Below are 23,400 nucleotides of genomic sequence, written 5' to 3'. Positions count from 1 at the left end.
AGCAGTCACGCAAGATCAGCAATTTACGTCGACGGTATTTACAAACGCATGGTGGGTCAATCCATGCTTCTACACCTTGGAGGAAATATTGAATCAGGAGAATATCAGCCCGACACCAACAGCATAAGATAACCCCTCGCAAATCGACCCATCCTCCTCAACCGGGCAAATCGTCATTTGCGCCCGCATCCAGTCAGGCCATTCGGCTTTGATCTGTGTGATCTCGGGGCTGTCTTGATTTGGCAGGGATAGACAGTCGAGCTTTCTCGACGAAGTCGACACTTCGCTGAGCTGTCGCGCGGTCGAGGTCCACGCTTCACCATTCCAAGGGCTCAAACCAGCGTCAGCCCGGCGGGCCAACACCAAGGTTCTTTGGGGCAAGCCAAGGCGGGTCGGAAAATCAGCGTCTTCGGCAAACCCTTTGATGTCACGATAGGCGACGTTGAGGTCGATAAGGTTTTGCCTCGCCAAAGATGTCGCAGAAAATCCTTCGGCTTCGCGCTCAAGTTCTGCCTGTTGCACCTCAGGCGGTAGCACGCCACCGGTCAAGCCATCCTCGATCAGCGCGCGTAAACCCTTGGGCGCATCGATCCGACCGGCATCAAAGATCGCCCGGGCAGAGCGCCACTGCATATCCACGGGGTAGGTGAAAGCCCCCCTGTCCAACACATTCCGCAACCAATGCGCATCCTGAACCGCGTCCGGGTCGGGTGATACCACATGTAGGATAGGCTCCGGCACCGGGCGGTGGGGCCTGGGACGCCGATCCATGTGCCTCCAGAGACGACCGGCGCGTTGAACCAGCGCAGCAATCGGGGCCAGATCCGACACCATCACGTCAAAATCCAGATCGAGCGAGCTTTCCACCACCTGCGTCGCCACCAGCACCCGTCCAGTCCTTTCTTTGCGAGCCTTTCCATACGTCGCGAGCGCGGCCGCTTCGTGCCTCAGGCGGTCGCACAGGGCAAAACGAGCGTGCAACAAGTCAGCTTCGATACCGTGCTCGCGCAACGCATCGACCGCGGCTACCGCATCATCAACGGCATTGCGGACCCAGAGGCAGACAGCTCCGCATTGTACGGCTTGCCGCAGGACGCTTATGGCGTCGGATGCCGTCGGCAGTCGGGCAATCGCTACTGGCCCCCGCGGGCTGCCCGTCTTTTGGCCACTGACATGACTATGACCGGCAATGATCAGTGCAGGGTAAGCCTTGCTAGTCGGGGCTGTGGTTCCGAAGGCCGCGCATAGGCGCTCTCGCTGGGCTACCGGCAGCGTGGCGGTCATCAGAATGGCAGATCCGCCCATACGCCGGTGCAGTGCCAACAGGTGGCACATTTCCTCCAACATGTATGGATCGCCCATCTCGTGCACTTCATCCACGATCAGGATTTTTTGAGCCAACGCGAAATGCCTTAACATCGCATGCCGCACTGGCAGGGCAGAGAGCAACGCTTGGTCAATGGTCCCTACCCCGACATTGGCCAGCAAGGCGCGCCTGCGATCATCGGCCAGCCACGTTGTGCAGGACGGCATCCGCGGATCGCGTTCGAACCGCGTCACCTCACGGAACTTTTCGGACAGCGCCGCGCGCCCATGCGCAAGCGCTAGGCTGGGGGGCGTGAGGTATAAGCGCCCGACCATATCCGCAGCACGAGCGAACATGGCATTCGCTGTCGCCATGGTTGGCAGCGCAAAGAAAAGTCCGCGCCCCTTGCCCGCCAATAGCATCCTTTGCGCAAGGATAAGCGCCGCCTCCGTCTTGCCCGAGCCGGTTTCGTCCTCGATGACAGCCAGGGTTGGCCCGTCGGGAATGCTGACATTGGCCGCAACCTCCTGCATCGGTCGCATACGCCAGTCCGGCGGTATGACGGACGCATTGGACGGCGTGGGCCAATCCAATCCGGACGTTTTGACCGCTTGCGCGGCTTTCAGGCGTGCTGCCTTCAAATAGGCTTCGGGGGAAGGTCCCGGCGAGAGGACGGGGAAGAAATCGGTATTTGACCCGAGCCAATCAGACACTGCGATCAAGCCCGGTAGCCACCAGGTCAACGAACGAATTTCGTCCTCCGGCACCTTCAGCTGAGCTCTAGGCCAGCATTTCAGTAGGGTGGTAAATGCCACTTCGGCATCGATCCTCGCCTGAGCTCCAGCCGCTGAGAGCATGGCGGAAAAGTCCTCGCGCCAAGGCGGACGTCCGTGATGCCCTGCGATAGACGCACGGATGTCTTTTCGGTCGAATCTGTCGCCGATGACCTTTGAGAACGGCTGATCTAATTTGTACAACCAAGCCTCTGTGACTTCCCAGTGCCGCCCGTTGGATTGCGTTGCGCCATGACGCAGCATGGCGCGGAAACTCTCGCTGATCTTTCCCAGATCGTGCATTGCCGCGCTCAACGCAAAGAACTGCTTTAATTCTTCGGAGATATCCAGCGGCGCCACCAAACACTCAGCAACCGCTCCGACGTCTAGCATGTGGTAAATCGCTGGGTGCTCGGGGTTGCCGCCTATTGCAGATTTTCCGGGCCAATCAAACAAGGACATCAAAACGCCTTCAATGTTGCAAGACAGCATTGTTCGTTTGAGCAACGCACCGACTAAAGCAGGGCACGGGATCGCCGGCAAGCCCCAGCTTCGGGACCCGGAAAACGACATCAGGAACTGACCTATCAGCGTCACACGGAACTACCCCCACCTTGTTTCCAGAGCAAACATTGGTGCCGCCTTGCGGTCGATAGAGATGACATCGCTGTAGTGCAGCTATCCGGTCGAAGGTCGCCGTGGTGAGAACGGAGACGCCAAAATCTGTACTGACAACTCTTGAGCTGGCGACAGCGGAAGAATTGCCCACCCGGGTCATCCCGGGACCCCGAGGCATCCCCAGCACAGGTTACGGTTCTTCTAGGGCTTCGTCTTCCTTCCCTGGATCCCAGGCAACAGCGCCTTTCCTCGGATGCAGGGGAGTGACGAGGCACACGCCACGCGCAAGTGGTGTAACAGGCAGTACTTCCTCTCCCACATCAGAGATGAAGTCGTCGCACCAAGCGTTCCAGATGGACAGTACGCTTCGACGAAGTGGGGCCAACCAGAGCGCCATAAGTAGCCTGCGCGAGTAGAGGCCCTAGAACATGGCGCCTTCGCTCCCAGCCCCAACACTGCCCCCCTAGAGACTCTTTATGTTATCGCGCTCCATCGCCCCCCCCCTCAGCGTTTGTACTTCGACGAGGCGCGGCGCCCTGACGGGACCGGGGTAGAGATCGCGAAGGACTTCGATCCAGCGGCGTTCGTCGGCGGTCAGATGGCGATGATCGTCCGGCAGCTTGAACAAGTGATGGTCATGTCCATGAATCATTCGAACAGGCTCCGCAATATCTTGCGGGCGCGTGCTGTCAGAGGTGGATTGGCACCTCCGGACGCGTCCCGCAGTTCTTCAAGCCAAGAGAGTTCGTTGCTTGTTACGACAGTGCCGATGATCTGCTTCAATGCGGCGAGTGCAGTCTCGTTGCCCTGTTGTTCGAAAGCCAGCAGGAAGAGATGGCGGTCGTCCGTGTCGAGGGCCTTCGACAGCGCGGGCACACGGTCGAGCGCAAGCTTGGCGTCTCCGGTCTTGATCATCGACAACATGTTGGCGTTTGCAAACCCGGCTTCACGCGCGATCTCCTTTTGCGACTTGGCGCCGGAGAGGGCAAGAATGCATGCGGCGACATGCCGCGCGAGGCGGGAAAGATGACCGGGGTGAACGTGTTTTGGCACGGATGAGATCCTTGATTGTTCAGTGACGATACAAGTTCATTATAGTCGTCTCTGACGCGGATCTGCGTCATGCCGCGTTGGGAGTTGAAAAGGGTCTTGAGCAGGCGACCCTTCGGGTACTGCGGCCCGGCGGACCGCAGTAGTTCTAGGCGTTAGGCAGGCGAGTAACCGTCCACGAACCAACCATTCAAGATGATGTAGTCGCGCATCAGCGGCTCTATCTGGCGCTTCCAAGCGCGCTTGAAGCTCTGCAGGTCCCACTCGCGCGCGCCCTTTACGAACTCGCGCCGTACACCCCGGCTGCTCAAGTAGCCGACCTTCTGAGCGTGGTCCATACGGGCGATGTCAGGCTGATGTGCCAGACACTCTGCCGCGCGCCGGATGTCGTCAGCCCTTCGCGTCTGGTTCTTCAGGCGGCCTTTCAGGCGCTCGGCATCGCCGAGGTTGTTGCGTGGGCGAGCCTTCTTGTCGCGCCGGATGTTTGCGTCGATCTGGGCCGCCGACTTGTGATTGCTGTTGCGCGCGGCACGGGCGATCCGCGTTCGCAGGAAGTCACGACCCAGAGGCCGAAGAAGATCCCGGTCGCGAACGAGGAACGGTATTCCGGTGTCGTAGAGCAGTTCGGCATCCTTGCGGCACCGAGACAGACGCGAGATCTCGTCAACGAGGATCACGGCGTCGTATTCGATTGCCCGCAACAGGACCTCGCACAGGACCGGCCGACAGAGCAGGAAGCGCCCCCGCGCCGAAGCCGTTTCGCGGTAAGCTTCCCCGATGATATCGATGCTGTGGATGTCAGCGAATGCCCGGCACCGGCGCTCCTGATCCTGAAACGAGTTCTGCTGCGGCGTTGAACAGCGTGTGTAGAGGATCGCCCGGCGCGGGGCGATCCTGGGCCTCAGCCTGACAAAGTTCGCGGGTATCTCAAGATGTGTGATGAGGTCCGTATGGATCATGATCTGTTGGTGTGTCCTGGGTGTGGGAGAAGTGTGTAAAGTGTGATGTAGCTGGGCCAGTAGCCGAGCCTGACAGAGGCCACGGGTAAATCCGGATCAACGGGATCGGGATCATGCCGTCGCAGCCTGATCCGTTTGATCCGGATTTCGTGAATGCAGGTCATTTCGGGCTCTCGGCGGGCAGGCGTAGCGCGTAGACCTTGGGCTGCTTCGGATCGAGGCCGCGCGGGACCCGGTACTGGTAGCCGTCTGAGTTGGATGTCAGCAGCCCTTCGGCATTGAGCGCCTTGGCAGCCTTCTTGGCCCCGTCCGGAAAAATGTCGCGCCAGTTTCTCGGCAGAACGTAGACATGTCCGGTATCGCGATAGCCCGCCCGAGGGGCTGATCCTTCGGAGCCGGCATCGTCGGCGAACTGCTCTGCGTGCTTGGCAGCGTAATCAAGTATCTGCCGGGCGTAGACATTTGCATCGGTATCGCCAGAACAGGCCTGACGCGCAGCCCATTCGCAGAGGAGCCTCAAGCACGCGTGGGATGCATCCGCTTTCTGCCACCCGGTGAGCCCCGCTTTTGTTGCCAACTCACCGGCCAGCGCAACCGCAGCGAGCCTCGAGGCGACGCGGTCCGCGACGACATTTTCGCGATCGACGCTCGCCTTGAAATGCTGTGTCAGTCGCACATGCATCTCTGCGAACGTCGGGAAGCTCGAGCGCGTCTGCAGCAACCAATCAAGGAACGCTGGGCCTACCACGGCATGGTTGTTCCCTGCAGCGTGCATGATCCGTTGTGCAACTTCGGTCGGAAGCGTGCATGCGCTGCCATCAATGTCGATCAGGCCGTCAATCAGCGTCCTGGCGCCCGGGCGCCGCACCGGCATGCCGGCCATCGACCATGGGCTGAAGCTGACGACGAAGGACCTGCCATAGTGCTTGCGGTCGCCAGACCCTCCAAGGGCGGCGGCATCAAGAGCCTTGAAAATTGGTGGAGCGTTGCCCGCGCCGAGTTCACCCAACACAAATGTTCCGTCCTGGGAACGGTAGCCGGCACGAAGCAAGGCCTTGCCAGACAGTGCTGTCGTGCATACCGAAGCAAGCCCAACGGACCGACAGACGGCCATCAGCAGGTCGCCCTGCACGGATGTCACGCCCGCAAAGTAGACGCCGCATGAAGGCAGGTCGAGGATGCGCATCAACGGGCCGACAAGTCCGCAACAGAGCGCCAGGATCGCAAGCGGGTCATTGCCGCAGGGCGCTGCAACGTCGACACGCCAAGCGTCCAACGTGCCGCTGGGAGGCATGGTCTCGACCGTTGTGTTGCAACACCGATAGGAGTCGAGTCCGACGCAGCATCCGTCCGCCGTCAAAAATGCATCCAAACCGGCACCGACCCAACCATAGCGATCGAGTTCGATCACGCGTTGCGCTGGGATCCACTCGTCGAGGAGACGCGCGACATCGGTATCAGCGCCATAGGTCACGCGCAGCCCACCAGAACGCAGCGACTGGACCACTTTCGCTGTACCGGGGCCGAAGTTGGCCAGGGGGACAAGCCGTTCATGCTCACGTCCATCCATGTCCATGAACGTCACGATCTTGCTCCTGAGCCTCCCGTCCGGCGTGGTGCTGAGAGCCTTGACCGTCAAAGTTCCGCAGATGTTGCGGGGCGCGATCGGGTCACCCGCGCCGCCCTTCACGTAGATGCCGTCGGGCCGCACCACGAACCCTGGCGGCAGGTCCGAGGCGTCTGCCGACCCGGAGGCTGTCTTGTGAAGAAAATCGTCGGGGAGGGGCGAATGGTCGGCTGTTTGAGCCATGCTGGTTCCTTGATGCCATAGCGGTAGCGATCTCCGAACGGGGTCCGGAGCGTGCGCAGTTCGATCATGAGGCTGGTTTCAGGGCCTGAAAGTGATACCAGACGTGTCGAACGTCATCACCATGCAGGCTTCGAGACCCGCTTCAAACTCAAGGACATCGGCGAGTCTCCAGCGCGTCATCTTTGGCCCAAGGCGACGCGGCACCGGGAACGTGCCGTTCCGTTTCCAGCGCCAGATGGAATCTTCAGAGACGCCGAAGCGTTCCGCCACTTGCGTGACAGACAGGTAGAGAGACGAGTTGTCCAGAGGCATGTTTTCCGCCTGAGCTATGAGATTACGGTCTTTTTGACCTTCTCTACTCATAGCGCGGCACTGCGAGCGATGCGGGCGGTTTCCTCACAAAAAATCAGTGTCTGTTGATCGAGCTTTTTAGGTCATCCATGCCGCCCGCGCGCACGAGGCCAAACTGACTCAACTGTTGGCGGGCAGGAAGGTGGGATCACCCGTGGACCTGATATTTACGTAACAATTTCAACAATTTACCTGAATGCATGGCGGAGGCTCAGGGATTCGAACCCTGGGGACGCTCTCACGCCCAACGGTTTTCAAGACCGCCGCATTCGACCACTCTGCCAAACCTCCGGTCCCGCCGCGATACCCCCGCCAAAGCGATTCTGGAAGCACCCGATCGGAAAATCCGCGCCGCCCCTGCGGTGCAGGGTTCCCCTGAGACTCCGAATTGGCTAGTCTACCGCCAAAGGCGGGCCGCAAGAGCCCGTACCAGAGGCAGCAAACGACCGGGACAACCCGGCGTGACGCGGTGACATCGGTCGCCACGGCAAAGGCGAGAGGCAAGAGATGAGCGGTTCTTCGGCACATATCGGCAGGACTCTGCGTGTATCGGTTGCGGGCATGGCACTGCTGGGCCTGACCGCCTGCGCCGAGGGCCAGATGCCCGGCTTCCTGAAATCCAAGGGCGATGGCGATGTCGTCTCGCGGGCCAGCACCACCGGCGGCGGCAAACGCACCTCTGAACGCGACGTCGAGGCGCCGGATATCTTCCAGGCCACCGAGGCGGGCCTCTGGGACGGCCGGCCCTCGCTGGGCGGGGTCTGGGTGGCGCATCCGGACGTCAAGGAACCCGAGCGGGCGATCATCCGCAACGAACAGAACGGACAGTTCGTCATCGGCGCGCTGTTCAAGCGCGAACGGCAAAGCCCCGGCCCGCGGCTTCAGATCTCGTCCGACGCCGCCGCAGCGCTTGGCGTGCTGGCCGGTCAGCCGTCGAACCTGAACGTCGTCGCGCTGCGCCGCGAAGAGGTGGCAGAGGCCGCCCCCGCACCGACGCCGGTGATCAATGCCGCCGGTGCGACAGAAGCCATGCCCGCCGCCCCCGGCGTGACCGAGGGCACGCTGGACCCGGTCGCCACCTCGGCTGCCGCCGCCCTCGATGGCACCGCCCTGCCCCCGGCCTCTGCACAGGGCGACACGCCGCAGCCCAGCCTGGCCGCAGCTGTTCCGGCGCCGAGGCCGAAGCCCGCCGCCAAGCCTGCCAGCGCCGCCAGCAGCCTGAAGAAGCCCTATATCCAGATCGGCATCTTCTCGGTCAAACAGAACGCCGAGAACACCGCCACATCGATGCGGCAGTCCGGCATGGTGCCCACGGTCAAGGCCCACAACAGCCAGGGCAAGGAGTTCTGGCGCGTGGTCGTCGGCCCGGCGCAGACCAAGGGCGAGATGGACACCCTGATGAAGACCATCAAGGACAATGGCTTTACCGACGCCTACGCCGTCAGCAATTGATGCCCCGCCCTGCGCGCAGGGCACAAAACCGCGCATCGGGATGACAGGCTCTCGCATATCGGGGATAACCGGGGCACAGCCCCCCCGGGGTCCGTTCGACTCGGCCCTTTCCGGGCGGCGGTCGGCCCCCGGTATCGTTCGGGCCGGACCCGCGCCACAGGAGACAGACCATGAGCCAACTCTCCCGCTTTCTTGCCAGCGCCGCGACCCTCGCGCTGATCGCCACGCAGGCCCCGGCCTTCGACACCACCGCGCGCGCGGCCTTTGTCCTTGATCAGAAGACCGGCACGGTGCTTCTGACCAAGAACGCCGACGAAGCGCTGCCCCCCGCCTCGACCTCGAAGCTGATGACGCTCTACGTCGCCTTCGAGGCGATCCGGGACGGGCGCCTGCAGCTGGACGAACGGCTGCCGGTGTCGCAGCACGCGCAAAGCTATGGCGGTTCGACCATGTTTCTCGACACCACGGACCGGGTCCGGGTCGAGGATCTCTTGCGCGGGATCATCGTCCTGTCGGGCAACGACGCCTGCGCGGTTCTGGCCGAGGCCCTGTCGCCCGACGGCACCGAAAGCGGCTTTGCGCGGATGATGACCCAGCGCGCGCAGCAGATCGGCATGACCTCTTCGACCTTCAAGAACGCCTCTGGCTGGCCCGCCGAGGGGCACGTGATGTCGATGCGCGATCTTGTCCTTCTGGCCGATCGCATCATCACCGACTTCCCGGAATTCTACCCGATGTTCGCCGAGCAGAAGTTCGAGTTCGACGGCCGCGCGCCCTCCAATGTCAACAACCGCAACCCGTTGCTGGGGCTCGGGATCGGCGCCGACGGGCTGAAGACCGGCCACACCGAAGAAGCGGGCTACGGCCTTGTGGGCTCTGCCAAGAGCGGCGACCGCCGGGTGATCTTCGCCATCACCGGCCTGCCCACAAGCGGCGAGCGCGCCGAACAGTCCGAGCAGATCGTCAATTGGGCCTTCCGCCAGTTTGCCGAAAAGACCATCGTGACCAAGGGCGCGACCATCGCCAGCGCCGAGGTCTGGATGGGGGCCACCGACCGCGTGGACCTGGTCGCCGAAGAGGATGTGACCATGCTGCTTCCGACGCTGTCCGCCAACGGGCTGGAGGCCGAGGTGGTTTACACCGGCCCGATCGAGGCGCCGGTGCGGCAGGGTCAGAAGCTGGCGGAACTGATCATCCGCCCCGAGGGCCTGCCCGAGCGCCGCGTGCAGCTGGTCGCCGCCGGCAATGTCGAGGCCGGCGGCTTCGTCGACCGGATGCTGACGGTCAGCCGCGTGCTGGCCCAGCGGTACTCGGCGCAGCCGCAGGACTCGATGTGAGCGGCAAGGGCCTGTTCGTCAGCTTCGAAGGCATCGACGGTTCGGGAAAGTCCACGCAGGCGCGCCTGCTGGCCGAGGCCCTGCGCGCCGAGGGCCGTGACGTTCTGCTGACCCGCGAACCGGGCGGCAGCCCAGGCGCCGAGGAAATTCGCGCGCTGGTCCTGCAGGGCGACCCAGACCGCTGGTCGGCGGAAACCGAACTGCTTCTGTTCACCGCGGCCCGCCGCGATCACCTGGAACGCACGATCCGCCCGGCACTGGCCGAGGGCCGCGTGGTGATCTGCGACCGCTTCGCCGACTCGTCGCGCATGTATCAGGGCCGCGACGGGCGCCGCGCGCAGGTCGACGCGCTGCATGACCTGATGATCGGGATAGAACCGGACGTGACGCTGCTGATCGACATGGACCCCGAGGCCGGCCTGTCCCGCGCCAAGGCCCGGGCCACCGCCGAGGAACGCTTCGAGGATTTCGGCCTGCCGCTGCAACAGGCCATGCGCGCGGGCTTTCTGGCCCTGTCGCGGGAGTTTCCCGCACGCTTCCGCGTGATCGAGGGCAACCGGGCCATGGACACTGTCGCCGCCGATGTGCGCGCCGCGCTGGAGCCGGTGCTGTGAGCGATCCCGAAGACCTTCCCGAACCGGACCGCGCCCCGGGCGCCCCGCATCCGCGCTTCTGCCCGCAGGTTCTTGGGCAGGGGCGCGCCGAAGCCGGTTTCCTCACCGCCTTCAACGCCGGGCGCCTGCACCATGGCTGGTTGCTGACCGGGCCGCGCGGCGTCGGCAAGGCCTCTTTCGCCTGGGCCATCGCGCGCTTCCTGCTGGCCACGCCCCCGGACGAGGGCGACGGCCTGTTCGGCGCCCCGCCGCCGCCCGAAAGCCTGCACATCGACGACGAGCACCCGGTCGCGCGGCGTCTGCGTGCCCTGTCGGAACCCGGGCTGTGCCTGATCCGGCGCGGCGGCCTGGGGACCACCGAGTCCGAGCGCGAGAAGAACTACAGGGACGGCAGGTTCTCTGCCGGTATCCGCGTGGACGAGATCCGCAAGCTGGCGGACTTCATTCACATGTCGTCGACCGATGGCGGGCGGCGCGTGGTGATCGTCGATGCCGCCGACGATCTGAACGCCAGCGCCGCCAACGCGATCCTGAAGATGCTGGAAGAGCCGCCCGCCCGCACGACGCTTCTGCTGATCTCGCACCAGCCCTCGGGTCTGCTGCCGACGATCCGCTCGCGCTGCCGCGAGTTGCGGCTGGCGCCCCTGTCGCCGGAGGATCTTGGCGCGGCCCTGCATCAGGCCGGCGTCAGCCTGGACCCCGAGAGCGCGGCGGCCCTTGCGGTGCTGTCCGATGGCTCTGTCGGGGCCGCGATCCGGCTGATCAGCCTTGACGGGCTGGCGCTCTACCGCGACATCCTCGGCCTGCTGGGCAGCCTGCCCGCGATGGATCGCGGGCGCCTGCTGCGGCTGGCCGAAAGCTGCGCCGGGCGGGGCAAGGAAGAGCGCCTTGCCCTCTTGCTGGGGCTTACCGACCTCGCGACCGCGCGCCTGGCCCGCACGGGGGTTCTGGGTTCTGCCGGAACCGAGATAGAGCGCGGCGAGACCGAGCTTCTGCGCCGCCTGTCACCGGACGCGGGTGCCGCCCGCCGCTGGGCCGATGCCGGACAGAAGGCCTCGGACCGCGCCCGGCACGCGCTGTCCGTCAACGTCGAGCCTGCGGCGCTGGTCACCGACCTTTACCTGCAACTGGCGAAGGCCGGTTGAAAGCGGGCCCCGGCGCCGCGCGGTGACGCGCGGACACCGGCAGGCCCGCCCCTCAGACGAGGCCGCCCGCGATCATCCGGTCCGCAAGCCGGGCATAGGCCTCTGCCATGGCACCCGAGCCTGTCGCCACCGGCACACCGCCATCGCCGCCCAGCCGGGTGTCGAGGTCGATCGGCAGCTGCGCCAGCAGCGGAACACCCAGCGCCTCGGCCTCGGCCACCACGCCGCCATGGCCGAAGATCTGACTATCCTTGCCGCAATGCGGACAGGTGAAGACCGCCATGTTCTCGATCAGCCCCAGAACGGGCGTCTTCAGCGTCCGGAAGGCGTCCAGGGCTTTGCGCGCGTCGATCAGGGACACATCCTGCGGCGTCGAGACGACGATGGCGCCTGCCACCTCGCTTTTCTGGCACAGGCTCATCTGGATATCGCCGGTGCCCGGCGGCAGGTCGACGATCAGCACGTCCAGCTGGCCCCAATCCACCTGCATCAGCATCTGCTGCAGCGCGCCCATCAGCATCGGCCCGCGCCAGACCACCGCCTTGCCCTCTTCCAGCATCGAGCCAATGGACATGACCGTGACCCCATGCGCCTTGAGCGGCACGATGGTCTTGCCGTCCGGGCTGGCGGGGCGCTGCGTCAACCCGAACATGCGCGGCTGCGACGGCCCGTAGATATCGGCATCCAGCAGCCCGACGGATTTGCCCGCCCGGGCAAGGGCCACCGCAAGGTTAGACGAGACGGTGGACTTGCCGACACCGCCCTTGCCCGACCCGACCGCGAGGATCGTTTTCACGCCCGCCGGGCGCATCGGCCCTTCCTGCGGCGTGGCATGGCCGCCCATCTTCAGCGCGGGCGGCTTGCGCTCTTGCGTGGGCGCGCTGAGCACGGCGCTGGCGCGCAGCACGCCGGGCACGTCCAGCGCCACGGCCTCGGCGGCCTTGCGCACCGGCTCCATCAGGCGCGCGATCTCTGCCGTCGGCGCTTCGATGACGAAGCGCGCAACGCCCTCTTCGACTGTTAGCGCCCGAATCAAGTCCCGGGAAACGAGGTCCCCGCCATCGGGAAGGCTGACGCGCGCCAGTTCCCGCAACACCGATTCTTTCGTTTCCTGCATGCCCATACCTCTTCAATTTGCCTCTTTAAGTGGCGCTACCCCTACGGCAACGCAACTCCTACCGCCCCGGGCGCCGCATTAGCCAGCAGAACCTGCCGCCCATAGTCATCTTTACCATGCAATTGCTGCATGGCGGCATTGCTTGGGAAGGCATTGTGCACGTGCAGCATTTCACCCATCTTGGGGACAACAGAACGAAACACTGCCTGAGGCAATAGACAATGGCACACGCAACACATATCGCGACCGGCAGCCAAAGCGGTCTGCTCGCCCGGGTCGCCACCCTGATCGAAACTCTCCGTGCACGCTCCGCAAAGCGCCGGATCTACAACCAGACCTACCGCGAGCTGGCAAGCCTGTCCGACCGCGACCTGATGGATCTGGGCATGAGCCGGACAGAGATCCGCCGCGTCGCATGGCAGGCCGCTTACGAAGCGTAAGCAGCAAGCCGGATATGATATCCGGCGAAAAGGGGCGGCCCGGCCGCCCAACGGAATACCGGGCCCCGATGGCCCAGAGACATGTGAAGGCCCCTCTCCTCCTCCCTGGGGTCTAGCATAAGCGGCGGCACCTCTCCTCCTCCCTGGTGTCGCCGCACCCTACAATCGGGCTTCTCTCGCGCAAGCGACTGCCGCCCACGACATGCCGGACCCCTCTCCTCCTCCCTGGGGTTTACGGTATCAGCGACGGTGCCTCTCCTCCTCCCTGGCACCGTCGCAACCTTACAAAGGGTTCCGGCGTTTGCCTGTGAACTCATCGAATGCAGGGTCCCTCTCCTCCTCCCTGGGGCCAAGCATAAGCGGCGGCACCTCTCCTCCTCCCTGGTGTCGCCGCGCCCTAAAACCGGGCTTCTCTCGCGCAAGCGACTGCCGCCCACGACATGCCGGACCCCTCTCCTCCTCCCTGGGGTTTCCGACATCAGCGACGGTGCCTCTCCTCCTCCCTGGCACCGTCGCAACCAGATACCGGCCCCCGACGGGCCAGAGATTGCAGGGCTCCTCTCCTCCTCCCTGGAGCCAGGCATACGCGGCGGCACCTCTCCTCCTCCCTGGTGCCGCCGCACACCAATTCGGTTCGAGCCCCCTCTCCTCCTCCCTGGGGCGCTCGTAAACTTCGGCCCCGCGATGCACCCGCATCGCGGGGCTTTTTTCGGTCGCTGCGAGCCCCGCCTCGCAGCGACCAGTGGGCAAAGCTGCCTTTCCGCGTGAACTCCGGCGGCTCATCCCCTCGCCAATCCAGCGCCCACCCGAAACAAGGCCCGTTTTCTTCCCCAGACCCGGGCCGCCGACTGGCCCGGCGGACCGCCGGAATCCCCACAGGCCCGTCCCACCCCAAAGGGTCCGGGTCGGGTGGGCGGGCCGCCTTTGCGCAGCAAACAGGTCCGCCCCGCCCGAGCGCACCGCACCTGCAAAGCCACGCGCCCTTCCCCTCCCCGCCCCCATTCGCTACAGGTCTGGACAAAGCAAAGAGGTCCCGACATGCCCCTGGAAAAGACGTTCAACGCCGCCGAGGCCGAACCCCGCCTCTCCGCCAAGTGGATCGAGAGCGGCGCCTTCCGCGCCGGTGCCAACAAGTCCCGCGACGAGAGCTTCACCATCATGCTCCCGCCGCCCAACGTGACCGGCGCCCTGCACGTCGGCCACGCCTTCAACCACACGCTGATGGATATCCTGACGCGCTGGCACCGAATGCGCGGCTTTGACACGCTCTGGCAGCCCGGGCAGGACCACGCGGGCATCGCCACCCAGCTTCAGGTCGAAAAGAAGCTGAAGGCCGAGCAGGGCCTGCGCCGCACCGACCTGACCCGCGCCGACTTCCTGAACCACGTCTGGGACTGGAAGACGCAATACGGCGACACCATCATCCAGCAGATGCACCGGCTGGGCAGCTCGTGCGACTGGGAACGCAACGCCTTCACCATGTCCGGCGCCCCCGGCGCGCCCGAGGCGGACAGCACCGGCAACTTCCACGACGCCGTGATCAAGGTCTTCGTCGACATGTACGAAAAGGGCCTGATCTATCGCGGCAAGCGGCTGGTGAACTGGGACCCGCATTTCGAGACGGCGATTTCCGACCTCGAGGTCGAGAACATCGAGACGCCGGGCCACATGTGGCATTTCAAGTACCCGCTCGCGAATGGGGCGACCTATACCTACGTCGAGAAGGACGAGGACGGGACCGTGCTCTTCGAGGAAGAGCGCGACTATATCTCCATCGCCACCACGCGCCCCGAGACCATGCTGGGCGACGGCGCGGTCGCGGTGCATCCCTCGGACGACCGCTATGCGCCCATCGTGGGCCAGCTTTGCGAGATCCCGGTCGGCCCCAAGGAACACCGCCGCCTGATCCCGATCATCACCGACGAATACCCCGATCCGACCTTCGGCTCGGGCGCGGTGAAGATCACCGGCGCGCACGACTTCAACGACTACCAGGTCGCCAAGCGCGGCGGCATCCCGATGTATCGCCTGATGGACATGGCCGGCCAGATGCGCGCCGACGGCGCCCCCTACGCCGAAGCCGCCGCCACCGCGATGAAGGTGGCCAAGGGCGACCAGACCCTGACCGAGGCAGAGACCGACGCACTGAACCTCGTGCCCGACCACCTGCGTGGCCTCGACCGCTTCGAGGCGCGTGACAGGGTCGTGGCCGAGATCACCGCCGAGGGTCTCGCGGTGATGACAGAGGCCACCGACCCGCGCCTCGGAAAGCCGGTCAAGGCTCCCGTCGCGCCCGAGGAAGGCGGCGAGGACCGCACCGAAGAGCAGAACCTCGTGCCGCTGGTCGAGGCCAAGCCGATCATGCAGCCTTTCGGCGACCGCTCGAAGGTGGTGATCGAGCCGATGCTGACCGACCAGTGGTTCGTCGATGCCGAGAAGGTTGTCGGCCCCGCGCTGGATGCCGTCCGCTCGGGCCGCATCAAGATCATGCCGGAATCGGGCGAGAAGACCTATTACCACTGGCTGGAAAACATCGAGCCCTGGTGCATCTCGCGCCAGCTTTGGTGGGGCCATCAGATCCCGGTCTGGTACATCCCCGGCGAGGAAGACTGGTACCCGGTCTGCGCCGCGACAGAGGCCGAGGCCATCGAGAAGGCCATGGCGATCTCGCCCGAGGGCACGGAATTCCGCATCGTCGCCGATGCGCAGGAGGCCGCCGATGTCCTGCGGGCCCTGCGCGAGGCCATGGACGTGGCGGACGAGGGCACCATCCGCACCTTCGATGCCCCGATGCAACTGCCGATGTTCCGCGATGCCGATGTGCTGGATACCTGGTTCTCGTCCGGTCTCTGGCCCATCGGGACGCTGGGCTGGCCCGAAGACACGCCGGAAATGCAGAAGTATTTCCCCACGGACGTGCTGGTCACCGGGTCCGACATCCTGTTCTTCTGGGTCGCCCGGATGATCATGATGCAGCTTGCCGTCGTCGACGAAATCCCCTTCCACACCGTCTACCTGCACCAGCTCGTCCGCGACGAGAAGGGCAAGAAGATGTCCAAGACCACCGGCAACGTCATCGACCCGCTCGAGGTGGTCGAGGAATACGGCGCCGACGCGCTGCGCTTCAACAACGCGGCCATGGCGTCCATCGGGGGCGTGCTGAAGATGTCGATGGACCGCATCGCGGGCTATCGCAACTTCGGCACCAAGCTGTGGAACGCCTGCCGCTTCGCCGAGATGAACGAGGTCTTCACCGCGCATGAAACCGCCGCGGACCCGGCATGGGTCGTACCCGCGCAGCAGACCGTCAACCGCTGGATCGTGGGCGAAACGGCGCGCGTGCGCGAAACCGTCGACCTCGCGCTGGCCGAGTACCGTTTCAACGACGCGGCCAACGCGCTGTACGCCTTTGTCTGGGGCAAGGTCTGCGACTGGTACGTGGAATTCTCCAAGCCGCTGTTTGCGGACGAGAATCCCGCCGTCGTGACCGAAACCCGCGCGACCATGGCATGGGTTCTGGACCAGTGCCTGACCCTGCTGCACCCGATCATGCCCTTCATCACCGAAGAGCTCTGGGGCACGCTGGGCACGCGCCAGAAGATGCTGGTCCACACCGACTGGCCGACCTATGCCGCCGCCGATGTGGTGGACGCCAAGGCCGAGGCAGAGATGTCCTGGGTCATCGCCCTGATCGAGGGCGTCCGCTCTGCCCGGGCGCAGATGCATGTGCCCGCAGGCCTCTACGTGCCGCTGCTGGTCACGGGGCTGGGCGCCGAGGACCGCGCCGCGTGGGAGCGTAACGAGGCGCTGATCAAGCGTCTCGCGCGGATCGAGAGCCTGTCGGAGGTGACGGAGTTCCCCAAGGGCTGCGTCACGGTCCCGGTGGGCGGGGCGACCTTCGGGATGCCGCTGGCGGATATCATCGACGTCACCGCCGAGAAGGCCCGGCTGGAGAAATCCATCGCCAAGCTGGCCAAGGAACTCGGCGGGCTCCGCGGACGGCTGAAGAACCCCAAGTTCGCGGAATCCGCGCCGCCCGAGGTGGTCGAGGAAGCCCGCGACAACCTCGCCGCGCGCGAGATGGAAGAGGCCAAGCTGCAAGAGGCGCTGGCGCGTCTGGCAGAGCTGGGCTGAGACAGACGCACCCCGCCTTCGGGCGGGGTGCGCTGTGATGGTGAAGCGCTATTGGCTGGTTATTGGGCTGGTCGCCTGCGGCTAACGATTGGGGGCTGGTCAGCAGGCTGGCCGCCTGCCGCGAACGATCACCCCGACTTTCGAAAAGTCCTACCTATCCGCTCCAAAGCTCAAACAAGTCAGCGATGAGGAAGGACAATGCGATCCACCGCCCGGCGCGGAATCAAGGCGAAGCCGCCGCGCATCGCCGGGCCGCCCCCTGGCCCGGCGATTTGGCTACCGGTATCGCTACCCGGCGAAGTTCTACGGACTTGGCTGGGATAAAGTGCCGTCCAGAAAAGTCAGATCGCCGCGCCACGGCCCGCCGATGCGCGGCTTGGTGGTTGGGGAGAGGGTATCCCGAGGTTCGTCGCGCACTCAGGCGACCTCCGAAGGTCTGAAGGCTTGGCAGGAAACAACCGCCGTCCTGACATGTCAGATCGCGGGACCACCAAGACCCAGCGATGCTCGTCACCGCGGATACAGCGGGCCGTTCTCCCCTGTTGGCGGGTTGAATCCCGACCTACGACGCTTCGCGGCGGACCGCCCTACGGCACCAAGGCCACCAAATGTCCTCCTCAGTCCTGCCAGAACCGCAGTGTGAAGAGGACATAGACCGCCATCAGCTCAAGCCGCCCGGCCAGCATGGCGAAGCACAGGATCCACTTTGCCGTATCGCCCAGCCCCGCGAAATTGCCCGCCGGGCCGATCATGTCGCCCAGCCCCGGCCCCACGTTCGCCAAAGCCGTCGCCGCCCCGGACACCGAGGTGATGAAGTCCAGCCCGGTCAGCGACAGCGCCACCGCGAAGACCCCCAGCGAGACCACGAAGAACACGAAGAAGGTCATGACCGACCGCAGCACGTCCTGCGCCACCGGCCTCCCGTCGTAGCGCGTCACGAAGACCCCGTGCGGCGAGACGATGCGCTTCAGCTGCACCCGCACCGCCGCGAACAGCAGCTGGTAGCGGAAGATCTTCACCGAGCAGGCGGTCGAGCCCGCGCAGCCTCCGATCAGGCCGATGTAGAAGAACATCGTGACCAGCACCGGCCCCCACTGCATGTAGTCGACAGAGGCATAGCCGGTCCCCGAGATGATCGAGGTGATGTTGAACAGCGCCTCGCGCACCGCCTGCTCCGGGTGGTGCGGGAAGATCCACAACAGCGCCACCGCCGTGCAGACCGTCAGAACGCCGATCACCCAGAGGAATCCGCGCGCCTGGATGTCCTGGAACACCGCGAAGCGGTTGCCGCCGACCATCTGCACGTAGCGCACGAAGGGCAGCGCCGCGAGGATCATGAAGACCGAGGCGATGTATTCCGCCGGCCCCGAGAAGGTCCCGAAAGAGGCGTCGTAATTGGCGAAGCCGCCGGTCGAGACCGTGGTCATCGCATGCACCGTGGCGTCAAAGGCATTCATGCCCACGATCAGGTAGCAGGCGGTGCAGGCCAGTGTCAGCGAGACATAGATGGTCGAGATCGAAGAGGCGATCTGCGTCGCGCGGGGCAGGATCTTGCCCATGGTGTCGAAAGCCTCAGAGCGGAAGATCTGCATGCCCCCGACCCTCAGCTCCGGCAGGAAGACCATGGCCATGACGATCACCCCGATGCCGCCGGACCATTGCAGCAGCCCGCGCCACAGAAGCAGCCCCTTGGGCAGGGTTTCCAGCTGGGTGAAGACCGTCGACCCGGTGGTGGTCATGCCCGACATGGCCTCGAAATAGGCGTCGGTGAAACTGGCCTCGGTGGCGCCCAGCACGAAGGGCAGCGCGCCGAAGAAGGGCAGCGCGACCCAGACGCCGGTGGTCAGAAGAAAGGTCTGTTGCAGCGTCAGGTGCTCTTTCACGCCATTGGCGCAGGCCAGCGCGATCATGCCGCCGCAGAACATCGTCAGGACGCCGGTTTCCAGAAAGACGTGCCATTCGCCCCGCCCTTCGGCAAGGTCGACGAGCAACGGCAGGAACATCATCGCGCCGAGGATCGCGACCAGCAGGCCGATCACATAGGCGACGGGGCGGATATCGAACATCGGCGGGCGTCCGGTCCGGCTCAGGCCCGCAGGGCCGGCGCCCGGCTCCGCGCCGCGTCGGCGTGGCAGGCCTGAGCGTGTGCGCCCACCCGTTCGAACCGGCAGGCCCTGCAAAGGCAATGTCCCGTCAACGTCCGCATCGCTGCGCCCCCGTTCCTGATCGCCGCGACCCTACCGCGCAAGCGCGGCATGGGAAAGCCGCAACCGCAACGGTCACACGGCGAGAATGTCGCGGAACACGAAGCTGAGGATCTCCTCGCGCCGCAGGCCCAGCTCGGCCAGCTGCGCATCCGTGGCGGATTCCAGCACGATGATCTCGCGCAGGCGCCCGCGCCGCAGGGCGTAGGGGTTCAGGCCAAGGCCGATTTCAAGGAAATAGCGGTCGATCTTCTGATGGATGGAGGCATGTCCCATCCCGATCTGGACATTGTCGCGCGGCATCGTGGAAACCTCTTCGCAGGGGGTCGGTTTCCTCCCGCCGCCATGCTGCCACGAATCCGCTGCGCGCTCCATTAAAGACAGCGGCGCCGGATGGCCTCCGGCGCCGCTGCCTGCATTTCAGGCATCAGCCGACGTGAAACAGCGTCTGGAACAGCTTCGGGTCAAGGCTCTCGGAGGCAAACAGCGTGCCTTCGGTCAGGACCGATACCGCGTCATGGCTGTGCAGGCTTTCCTGATGGCTGGCAATGATGCGGTAATCGCCGATCCGGTCGTCCTCTTGCAGCTGCTCGGCGAACAGCCGCGCCGCGTCCTCAACGAAGATCGGGTTGGCGGCGTTCAGCTCGGCAAAGGCCTGCTCGTCCTCGCGCTTGACCATGACCTGCGTTTCCGTCGGCACGGCGCGGCGGCACATGTCGATCAGGTCTTCGAACCACAGGCACTTACCGGGGTTCAGCTCTACCGACAGGCGCGCCACGGAGCGCTGCGAATGCGGCGTCGCAAGCTGACCGCGCTCGCGCCGCGCATGTTCGGACAGCTCCAGGGAGCAGGGGCAGGTCGAGGAATAGACGTAATCGAGGTGCATAACCTTGCGCCGCACACCGTCCACTTCGAACAGTTCCAGCGCGATGTCGTAATACTGGTAGCCCTTCAACCCCGACCGCAGGCTTTCCACCTTCACCGGGAAGCGGAAGGCCATGTTGATCCGCGCGTCGAAACTGCCAAGGTCGGCCTTGTAGTCGTCCAGCGCCGCCTCGATCACCTCGAAGCTGAAGGTCTTGTCCGCATGCACGTAGAAGGACCGCATGATGCGGCTCATGTTGATGCCCTTCTTGTCCGCCTCGAGGCTGACGGTGCCGGTGACGCTGGTTTCCAGCGCAAGATCGCCGCTGTCGCGCGAATGGTACTGGATCGGCAGGCGGAAGTTCGAGATGCCGACGTGCTGGATCGCCCGCTGGGCGCCCCTGATCAGCGAGGACGGACCGTTCTGAAGATCCGGCAGCGAGGCCTTGTAGACCGGGTCGACGGCGAATTCCTCGGGGTATTCGCGCGCCAGCGCCGGATAGCCCGCCGGATCGAAGCCGGCGGTCAGCTGCGTCAGCGCCGAATCCAGCGTGTCGATCTCCTGCCCTTCCGCCTGGGTGGCCCAGCGGCGCAGGACAGCCAGGGCCGCCTCCGCCTCTGCGCGGGTCGGTTCGCCGTCGATCTTCGGTGTATGTATGGTCATGGCCGATGGCCCCCGTCCGTCGTCAGTCACGTTCTAACCTATGGCCTGCCCTGCGCAGGTTCCACTCTTGGTAAGACATACGTGAAATACGCCTGATCGGATCAAAGTCCAAGGATTATGCCTCAGACCGCCTCGAGCGCCCCCATGAGATCCGCGATCAGGTCCGCCGGATCCTCGATGCCCACCGACAGCCGCACCAGCCCCTCGGAGATCCCCAGCTGCTCTCGCTGCTCGGGGGTCAGGCGGCTGTGCGTGGTGGTTCCGGGATGGGTCACGATCGATTTCGCATCGCCAAGGTTGTTCGAGATGATGACCACCTCAAGCGCGTTCAAGAAGCGGAAGGCCGCCTCTTTCCCGCCCTTGAGGTCCAGCGCGATCATCGTGCCGCCCGCCCCCAGCTGCGCCTGCGCCAGCGCGTGGTCGGGGTGGTCGGGGTGGCCCGGGTAGATCATCTGCGCCAGCTTCGGGTGACCCTGCAGGGCCTCGGCGATCTTCACCGCGGTCTCTGTCTGGGCACGCACCCGCAGGCCCAGGGTTTCAAGGCCCTTCAGCATGACCCAGGCGTTGAACGGGCTCATCGAGCCGCCGGTGTGCTTCATGTAGGGTTCGACCACGCCACGGATGTGTTCGCGGGCCCCCAGGATGATGCCGCCAAGGCAGCGCCCCTGCCCGTCCACATGCTTGGTGGTCGAATAGACCACCAGATCCGCCCCCTGCTCGATGGCCTTGGAATAGACCGGGGTCGAAAAGACGTTATCCACGACGACCAGCGCGCCCTGCGCATGGGCCAGCCTGGCCACGGCCGCGATATCCACGAGCCGCAGGGTCGGGTTGGACATGGATTCGAAGAACACCGCCTTGGTCTCGGGGCGGATCGCCGCCTCCCATGCGGCCAGATCCCCGCCGTCGACAAAGGTGACCTCGACCCCGTAGCGGGTCAGCACCTCTTCGAGGATGTAAAGGCAGGAGCCAAAGAGCGCCCGGGCCGACACCACGTGATCGCCCGCCTTCAGCATGGAACAGAGCGCGCCATTGACCGCCGCCATCCCCGAGGCGCAGGCGAATCCGTCCTCGGCGCCTTCCAGCAGCGCCATGCGCTCCTCGAACATGGCCACGGTCGGGTTGCCGTAGCGCGCGTAGATGAATTCGTCGGGACCGGTCTTCTTGAACCGGGCCTCCGCCGCCTCGGCGCTGTCATAGACGAATCCCTGCGTCAGGAAGATCGCCTCGCTGACCTCTCCCCACTGGCTGCGCTTGGTGCCGCCGTGCACCAGTTCGGTCTGCTTGCCTCGTGCCATGTCCTAGATCCTTCGCAACAAAAAAGCCCCATCGCGGTCAAGCGAAAGGGGCCTTTCGTCTGACCTCTTTAGCGGAATGTTTAACGTGGCCCGCAATCCGGTAAACAAAGCGCCACGCCCCCTGCCTTAGAGCGGTTAAGCCCGCGTTTCAAGACCGTCACGCGCCTGTAACCGAGGTTTCACAGAGCCGGGCCAGTCTCGGCGCCAAGGGGACTGCACCAGATATAGTGGACGGGCACGATGCCAATGCTACGGCTCACGGTAACCGAACAGGGCGCGGCGCTGCATGAGGCCCGGGCGCCGCTCCTGCCGGTGCTGCGCCACGCCCTGTCGCGCGACCCCGGCCCGGTCACGGTGATGATCCACGGCTACAGGTACCAGCCCGGTCACGCACTGCACTGCCCGCATGGCTCGATCTTCGCGCGCTGCCCGGCGCCGCGGCAGCCGCGCGTCGTCAGCTGGCCCCGCCACCTGGGCCTGCGCGGCCAGCCCGGCGAGGGGCTGGGGATCTCCTTCGGCTGGCAGGCGCGCGGCTCGATCTGGCAGGCCCACCAGAACGCCGCCGAGGCCGGAGAGGCCCTGGCCGAGCTGCTGGCCGATCTCCGCCGCCTCGCCCCCGCGCGCCCGGTCAACCTGATCGCACATTCGCTGGGCGCCCGCGTCGCGCTGCGCGCCATCGCCGGCGCGACCCCCGGCACCGTCAACCGGGCGATCCTGCTGGCCGCCGCCGAATACGCCGGCACCGCGCGCCGCGCGCTCGAAAGCCCCGCCGCCCGGCAGACGCAGGTCCTCAACGTCACCAGCCGCGAGAACGACCTCTTCGACTTCCTCAGCGAAAGGCTGATCGCCCCGGACAGCCCCGGCCCCGACCACATGCTGGGACAGGGCGCGCCGGACCTGCCCAACCTCGTGACCCTGCAACTGGACGACCCCGACAGCCTGCGTGCCCTGCGCCGGGCGGGCTTTCCCGTCCGACCGCCGGAACGCCTCGTCTGCCACTGGTCGCCCTACCTGCGCCCGGGCGTGTTCCCGCTCTACCGCGCGGTCTTTGCCGGGGACATGGCCCTGTCCCGCCTGCGCGCGCTTCTGCCCGCCGAAACGGCGCCGCGCTGGTCGCGCCTGATGCCGCGCCTGCCCGGCCGCACCGCCTCCGGCCCCCTCTCGGCCTGAACGGACCACCCCGAACACCTGCCCCCACCTGCTTCTTTGGTCCGCCAAATACCTCGGGGGAGGCCGAAGGCCGGGGGCAGAGCCCCCTTCGCGC

Annotated in this window: 17 protein-coding genes, 1 tRNA gene and 1 riboswitch; of the genes, 7 read left to right on the top strand and 11 right to left on the bottom strand. The window is 65.2% G+C overall.

Annotated features, from left to right (window positions below; all coding sequences use genetic code 11):
• Nucleotides 1-93: 93 nt before the first annotated feature.
• The 6 genes from cas3 to ACN5KJ_RS12830 all read right to left on the bottom strand — a co-directional run bounded on the left by cas3 (nucleotide 94) and on the right by ACN5KJ_RS12830 (nucleotide 7,158).
• The gene (gene cas3, locus ACN5KJ_RS12855) at nucleotides 94-2,541 is read right to left on the bottom strand and encodes a CRISPR-associated helicase Cas3' (protein WP_418594417.1); all 2,448 of its coding nucleotides are present in this window, start codon (nucleotides 2,539-2,541) and stop codon (nucleotides 94-96) included.
• Nucleotides 2,542-3,345: 804 nt separating this feature from the next.
• A complete protein-coding gene (locus ACN5KJ_RS12850; protein WP_418594415.1) occupies nucleotides 3,346-3,750 on the bottom strand; it encodes an XRE family transcriptional regulator in 405 nt (134 codons plus the stop codon).
• A 152-nt stretch (nucleotides 3,751-3,902) separates the two neighbouring features.
• Nucleotides 3,903-4,706 carry a recombinase family protein gene (locus tag ACN5KJ_RS12845; RefSeq protein WP_418594414.1) on the bottom strand — a complete coding sequence of 268 codons (804 nt, stop codon included), beginning with the start codon at nucleotides 4,704-4,706 and terminating at the stop codon, nucleotides 3,903-3,905.
• Between the two features lie 160 nt (nucleotides 4,707-4,866).
• Nucleotides 4,867-6,516, bottom strand: a complete 1,650-nt coding sequence (locus ACN5KJ_RS12840) for a DUF927 domain-containing protein (RefSeq protein WP_418594412.1) — start codon at nucleotides 6,514-6,516, stop codon at nucleotides 4,867-4,869.
• A 78-nt stretch (nucleotides 6,517-6,594) separates the two neighbouring features.
• Nucleotides 6,595-6,828 carry a helix-turn-helix transcriptional regulator gene (locus ACN5KJ_RS12835; protein WP_418594410.1) on the bottom strand — a complete coding sequence of 78 codons (234 nt, stop codon included), beginning with the start codon at nucleotides 6,826-6,828 and terminating at the stop codon, nucleotides 6,595-6,597.
• Between the two features lie 240 nt (nucleotides 6,829-7,068).
• Nucleotides 7,069-7,158: transfer RNA gene (locus tag ACN5KJ_RS12830), tRNA-Ser, on the bottom strand.
• A 216-nt stretch (nucleotides 7,159-7,374) separates the two neighbouring features.
• Here ACN5KJ_RS12830 and ACN5KJ_RS12825 point away from each other — a divergent pair.
• The 4 genes from ACN5KJ_RS12825 (at nucleotide 7,375) to ACN5KJ_RS12810 (ending at nucleotide 11,415) form a co-directional block, all read left to right on the top strand.
• Nucleotides 7,375-8,319: an SPOR domain-containing protein gene (locus ACN5KJ_RS12825; protein WP_418594408.1), complete on the top strand. Its 945-nt coding sequence runs from the start codon at nucleotides 7,375-7,377 to the stop codon at nucleotides 8,317-8,319.
• 170 nt (nucleotides 8,320-8,489) lie between these two features.
• A complete protein-coding gene (locus tag ACN5KJ_RS12820) occupies nucleotides 8,490-9,656 on the top strand; it encodes a D-alanyl-D-alanine carboxypeptidase family protein (RefSeq protein WP_418594406.1) in 1,167 nt (388 codons plus the stop codon).
• Nucleotides 9,653-10,270: a dTMP kinase gene (tmk, locus tag ACN5KJ_RS12815; protein ID WP_347165323.1), complete on the top strand. Its 618-nt coding sequence runs from the start codon at nucleotides 9,653-9,655 to the stop codon at nucleotides 10,268-10,270. Before ACN5KJ_RS12820 ends, tmk begins: the two co-directional genes overlap by 4 nt.
• Nucleotides 10,267-11,415 carry a DNA polymerase III subunit delta' gene (locus ACN5KJ_RS12810; protein WP_418594404.1) on the top strand — a complete coding sequence of 383 codons (1,149 nt, stop codon included), beginning with the start codon at nucleotides 10,267-10,269 and terminating at the stop codon, nucleotides 11,413-11,415. The genes tmk and ACN5KJ_RS12810 overlap by 4 nt, the downstream gene beginning before the upstream one ends.
• Nucleotides 11,416-11,467: 52 nt before the next feature.
• Here the strand turns inward: ACN5KJ_RS12810 and ACN5KJ_RS12805 are convergent, their stop codons facing one another.
• Entirely contained in the window at nucleotides 11,468-12,532 is a 1,065-nt protein-coding gene (locus tag ACN5KJ_RS12805) for a P-loop NTPase (protein ID WP_418594402.1), read from the bottom strand.
• A 221-nt stretch (nucleotides 12,533-12,753) separates the two neighbouring features.
• Between ACN5KJ_RS12805 and ACN5KJ_RS12800 the strand changes: the two genes are divergently transcribed.
• Nucleotides 12,754-12,972: a DUF1127 domain-containing protein gene (locus tag ACN5KJ_RS12800; protein WP_347165327.1), complete on the top strand. Its 219-nt coding sequence runs from the start codon at nucleotides 12,754-12,756 to the stop codon at nucleotides 12,970-12,972.
• Nucleotides 12,973-14,010: 1,038 nt separating this feature from the next.
• Nucleotides 14,011-17,106 carry a valine--tRNA ligase gene (locus ACN5KJ_RS12795; RefSeq protein WP_418594400.1) on the top strand — a complete coding sequence of 1,032 codons (3,096 nt, stop codon included), beginning with the start codon at nucleotides 14,011-14,013 and terminating at the stop codon, nucleotides 17,104-17,106.
• 617 nt (nucleotides 17,107-17,723) lie between these two features.
• Here the strand turns inward: ACN5KJ_RS12795 and ACN5KJ_RS12790 are convergent.
• The 4 genes from ACN5KJ_RS12790 to metZ form a co-directional block, all read right to left on the bottom strand.
• Nucleotides 17,724-19,172 (bottom strand): TrkH family potassium uptake protein, encoded by a 1,449-nt coding sequence (locus tag ACN5KJ_RS12790; protein ID WP_023851505.1) that lies wholly within the window; start codon nucleotides 19,170-19,172, stop codon nucleotides 17,724-17,726.
• Between the two features lie 213 nt (nucleotides 19,173-19,385).
• The gene (locus ACN5KJ_RS12785; protein ID WP_347165331.1) at nucleotides 19,386-19,613 is read right to left on the bottom strand and encodes a hypothetical protein; all 228 of its coding nucleotides are present in this window, start codon (nucleotides 19,611-19,613) and stop codon (nucleotides 19,386-19,388) included.
• 124 nt (nucleotides 19,614-19,737) lie between these two features.
• Nucleotides 19,738-20,838 (bottom strand): GTP cyclohydrolase FolE2, encoded by a 1,101-nt coding sequence (gene folE2 / locus ACN5KJ_RS12780; RefSeq protein WP_418594397.1) that lies wholly within the window; start codon nucleotides 20,836-20,838, stop codon nucleotides 19,738-19,740.
• 122 nt (nucleotides 20,839-20,960) lie between these two features.
• The gene (gene metZ, locus ACN5KJ_RS12775; RefSeq protein ID WP_418594395.1) at nucleotides 20,961-22,136 is read right to left on the bottom strand and encodes an O-succinylhomoserine sulfhydrylase; all 1,176 of its coding nucleotides are present in this window, start codon (nucleotides 22,134-22,136) and stop codon (nucleotides 20,961-20,963) included.
• 47 nt (nucleotides 22,137-22,183) lie between these two features.
• A riboswitch (SAM riboswitch) is annotated at nucleotides 22,184-22,262 on the bottom strand.
• A 120-nt stretch (nucleotides 22,263-22,382) separates the two neighbouring features.
• On the opposite strand from metZ, the gene ACN5KJ_RS12770 reads away from it, so the two are divergent.
• A complete protein-coding gene (locus ACN5KJ_RS12770) occupies nucleotides 22,383-23,306 on the top strand; it encodes an alpha/beta hydrolase (RefSeq protein WP_418594393.1) in 924 nt (307 codons plus the stop codon).
• Nucleotides 23,307-23,400 lie beyond the last annotated feature (94 nt).

Source organism: Ponticoccus sp. (in: a-proteobacteria) (assembly GCF_048381735.1).
This window is presented reverse-complemented; position numbering and strand designations above follow the sequence as displayed.

Excerpts from the sequence above, each read along its gene's own strand:
- cas3 (WP_418594417.1), bottom strand. The coding sequence starts at position 2,541 with ATGTCCTTGTTTGATTGGCCCGGAAAATCTGCAATAGGCGGCAACCCC.
- ACN5KJ_RS12845 (WP_418594414.1), bottom strand. The coding sequence starts at position 4,706 with ATGATCCATACGGACCTCATCACACATCTTGAGATACCCGCGAACTTT.
- ACN5KJ_RS12840 (WP_418594412.1), bottom strand. The coding sequence starts at position 6,516 with ATGGCTCAAACAGCCGACCATTCGCCCCTCCCCGACGATTTTCTTCAC.
- ACN5KJ_RS12835 (WP_418594410.1), bottom strand. The coding sequence starts at position 6,828 with ATGCCTCTGGACAACTCGTCTCTCTACCTGTCTGTCACGCAAGTGGCG.
- ACN5KJ_RS12825 (WP_418594408.1), top strand. The coding sequence starts at position 7,375 with ATGAGCGGTTCTTCGGCACATATCGGCAGGACTCTGCGTGTATCGGTT.
- ACN5KJ_RS12820 (WP_418594406.1), top strand. The coding sequence starts at position 8,490 with ATGAGCCAACTCTCCCGCTTTCTTGCCAGCGCCGCGACCCTCGCGCTG.
- ACN5KJ_RS12805 (WP_418594402.1), bottom strand. The coding sequence starts at position 12,532 with ATGCAGGAAACGAAAGAATCGGTGTTGCGGGAACTGGCGCGCGTCAGC.
- ACN5KJ_RS12800 (WP_347165327.1), top strand. The coding sequence starts at position 12,754 with ATGGCACACGCAACACATATCGCGACCGGCAGCCAAAGCGGTCTGCTC.
- ACN5KJ_RS12795 (WP_418594400.1), top strand. The coding sequence starts at position 14,011 with ATGCCCCTGGAAAAGACGTTCAACGCCGCCGAGGCCGAACCCCGCCTC.
- ACN5KJ_RS12790 (WP_023851505.1), bottom strand. The coding sequence starts at position 19,172 with ATGTTCGATATCCGCCCCGTCGCCTATGTGATCGGCCTGCTGGTCGCG.
- ACN5KJ_RS12785 (WP_347165331.1), bottom strand. The coding sequence starts at position 19,613 with ATGCCGCGCGACAATGTCCAGATCGGGATGGGACATGCCTCCATCCAT.
- folE2 (WP_418594397.1), bottom strand. The coding sequence starts at position 20,838 with ATGACCATACATACACCGAAGATCGACGGCGAACCGACCCGCGCAGAG.
- metZ (WP_418594395.1), bottom strand. The coding sequence starts at position 22,136 with ATGGCACGAGGCAAGCAGACCGAACTGGTGCACGGCGGCACCAAGCGC.
- ACN5KJ_RS12770 (WP_418594393.1), top strand. The coding sequence starts at position 22,383 with ATGCTACGGCTCACGGTAACCGAACAGGGCGCGGCGCTGCATGAGGCC.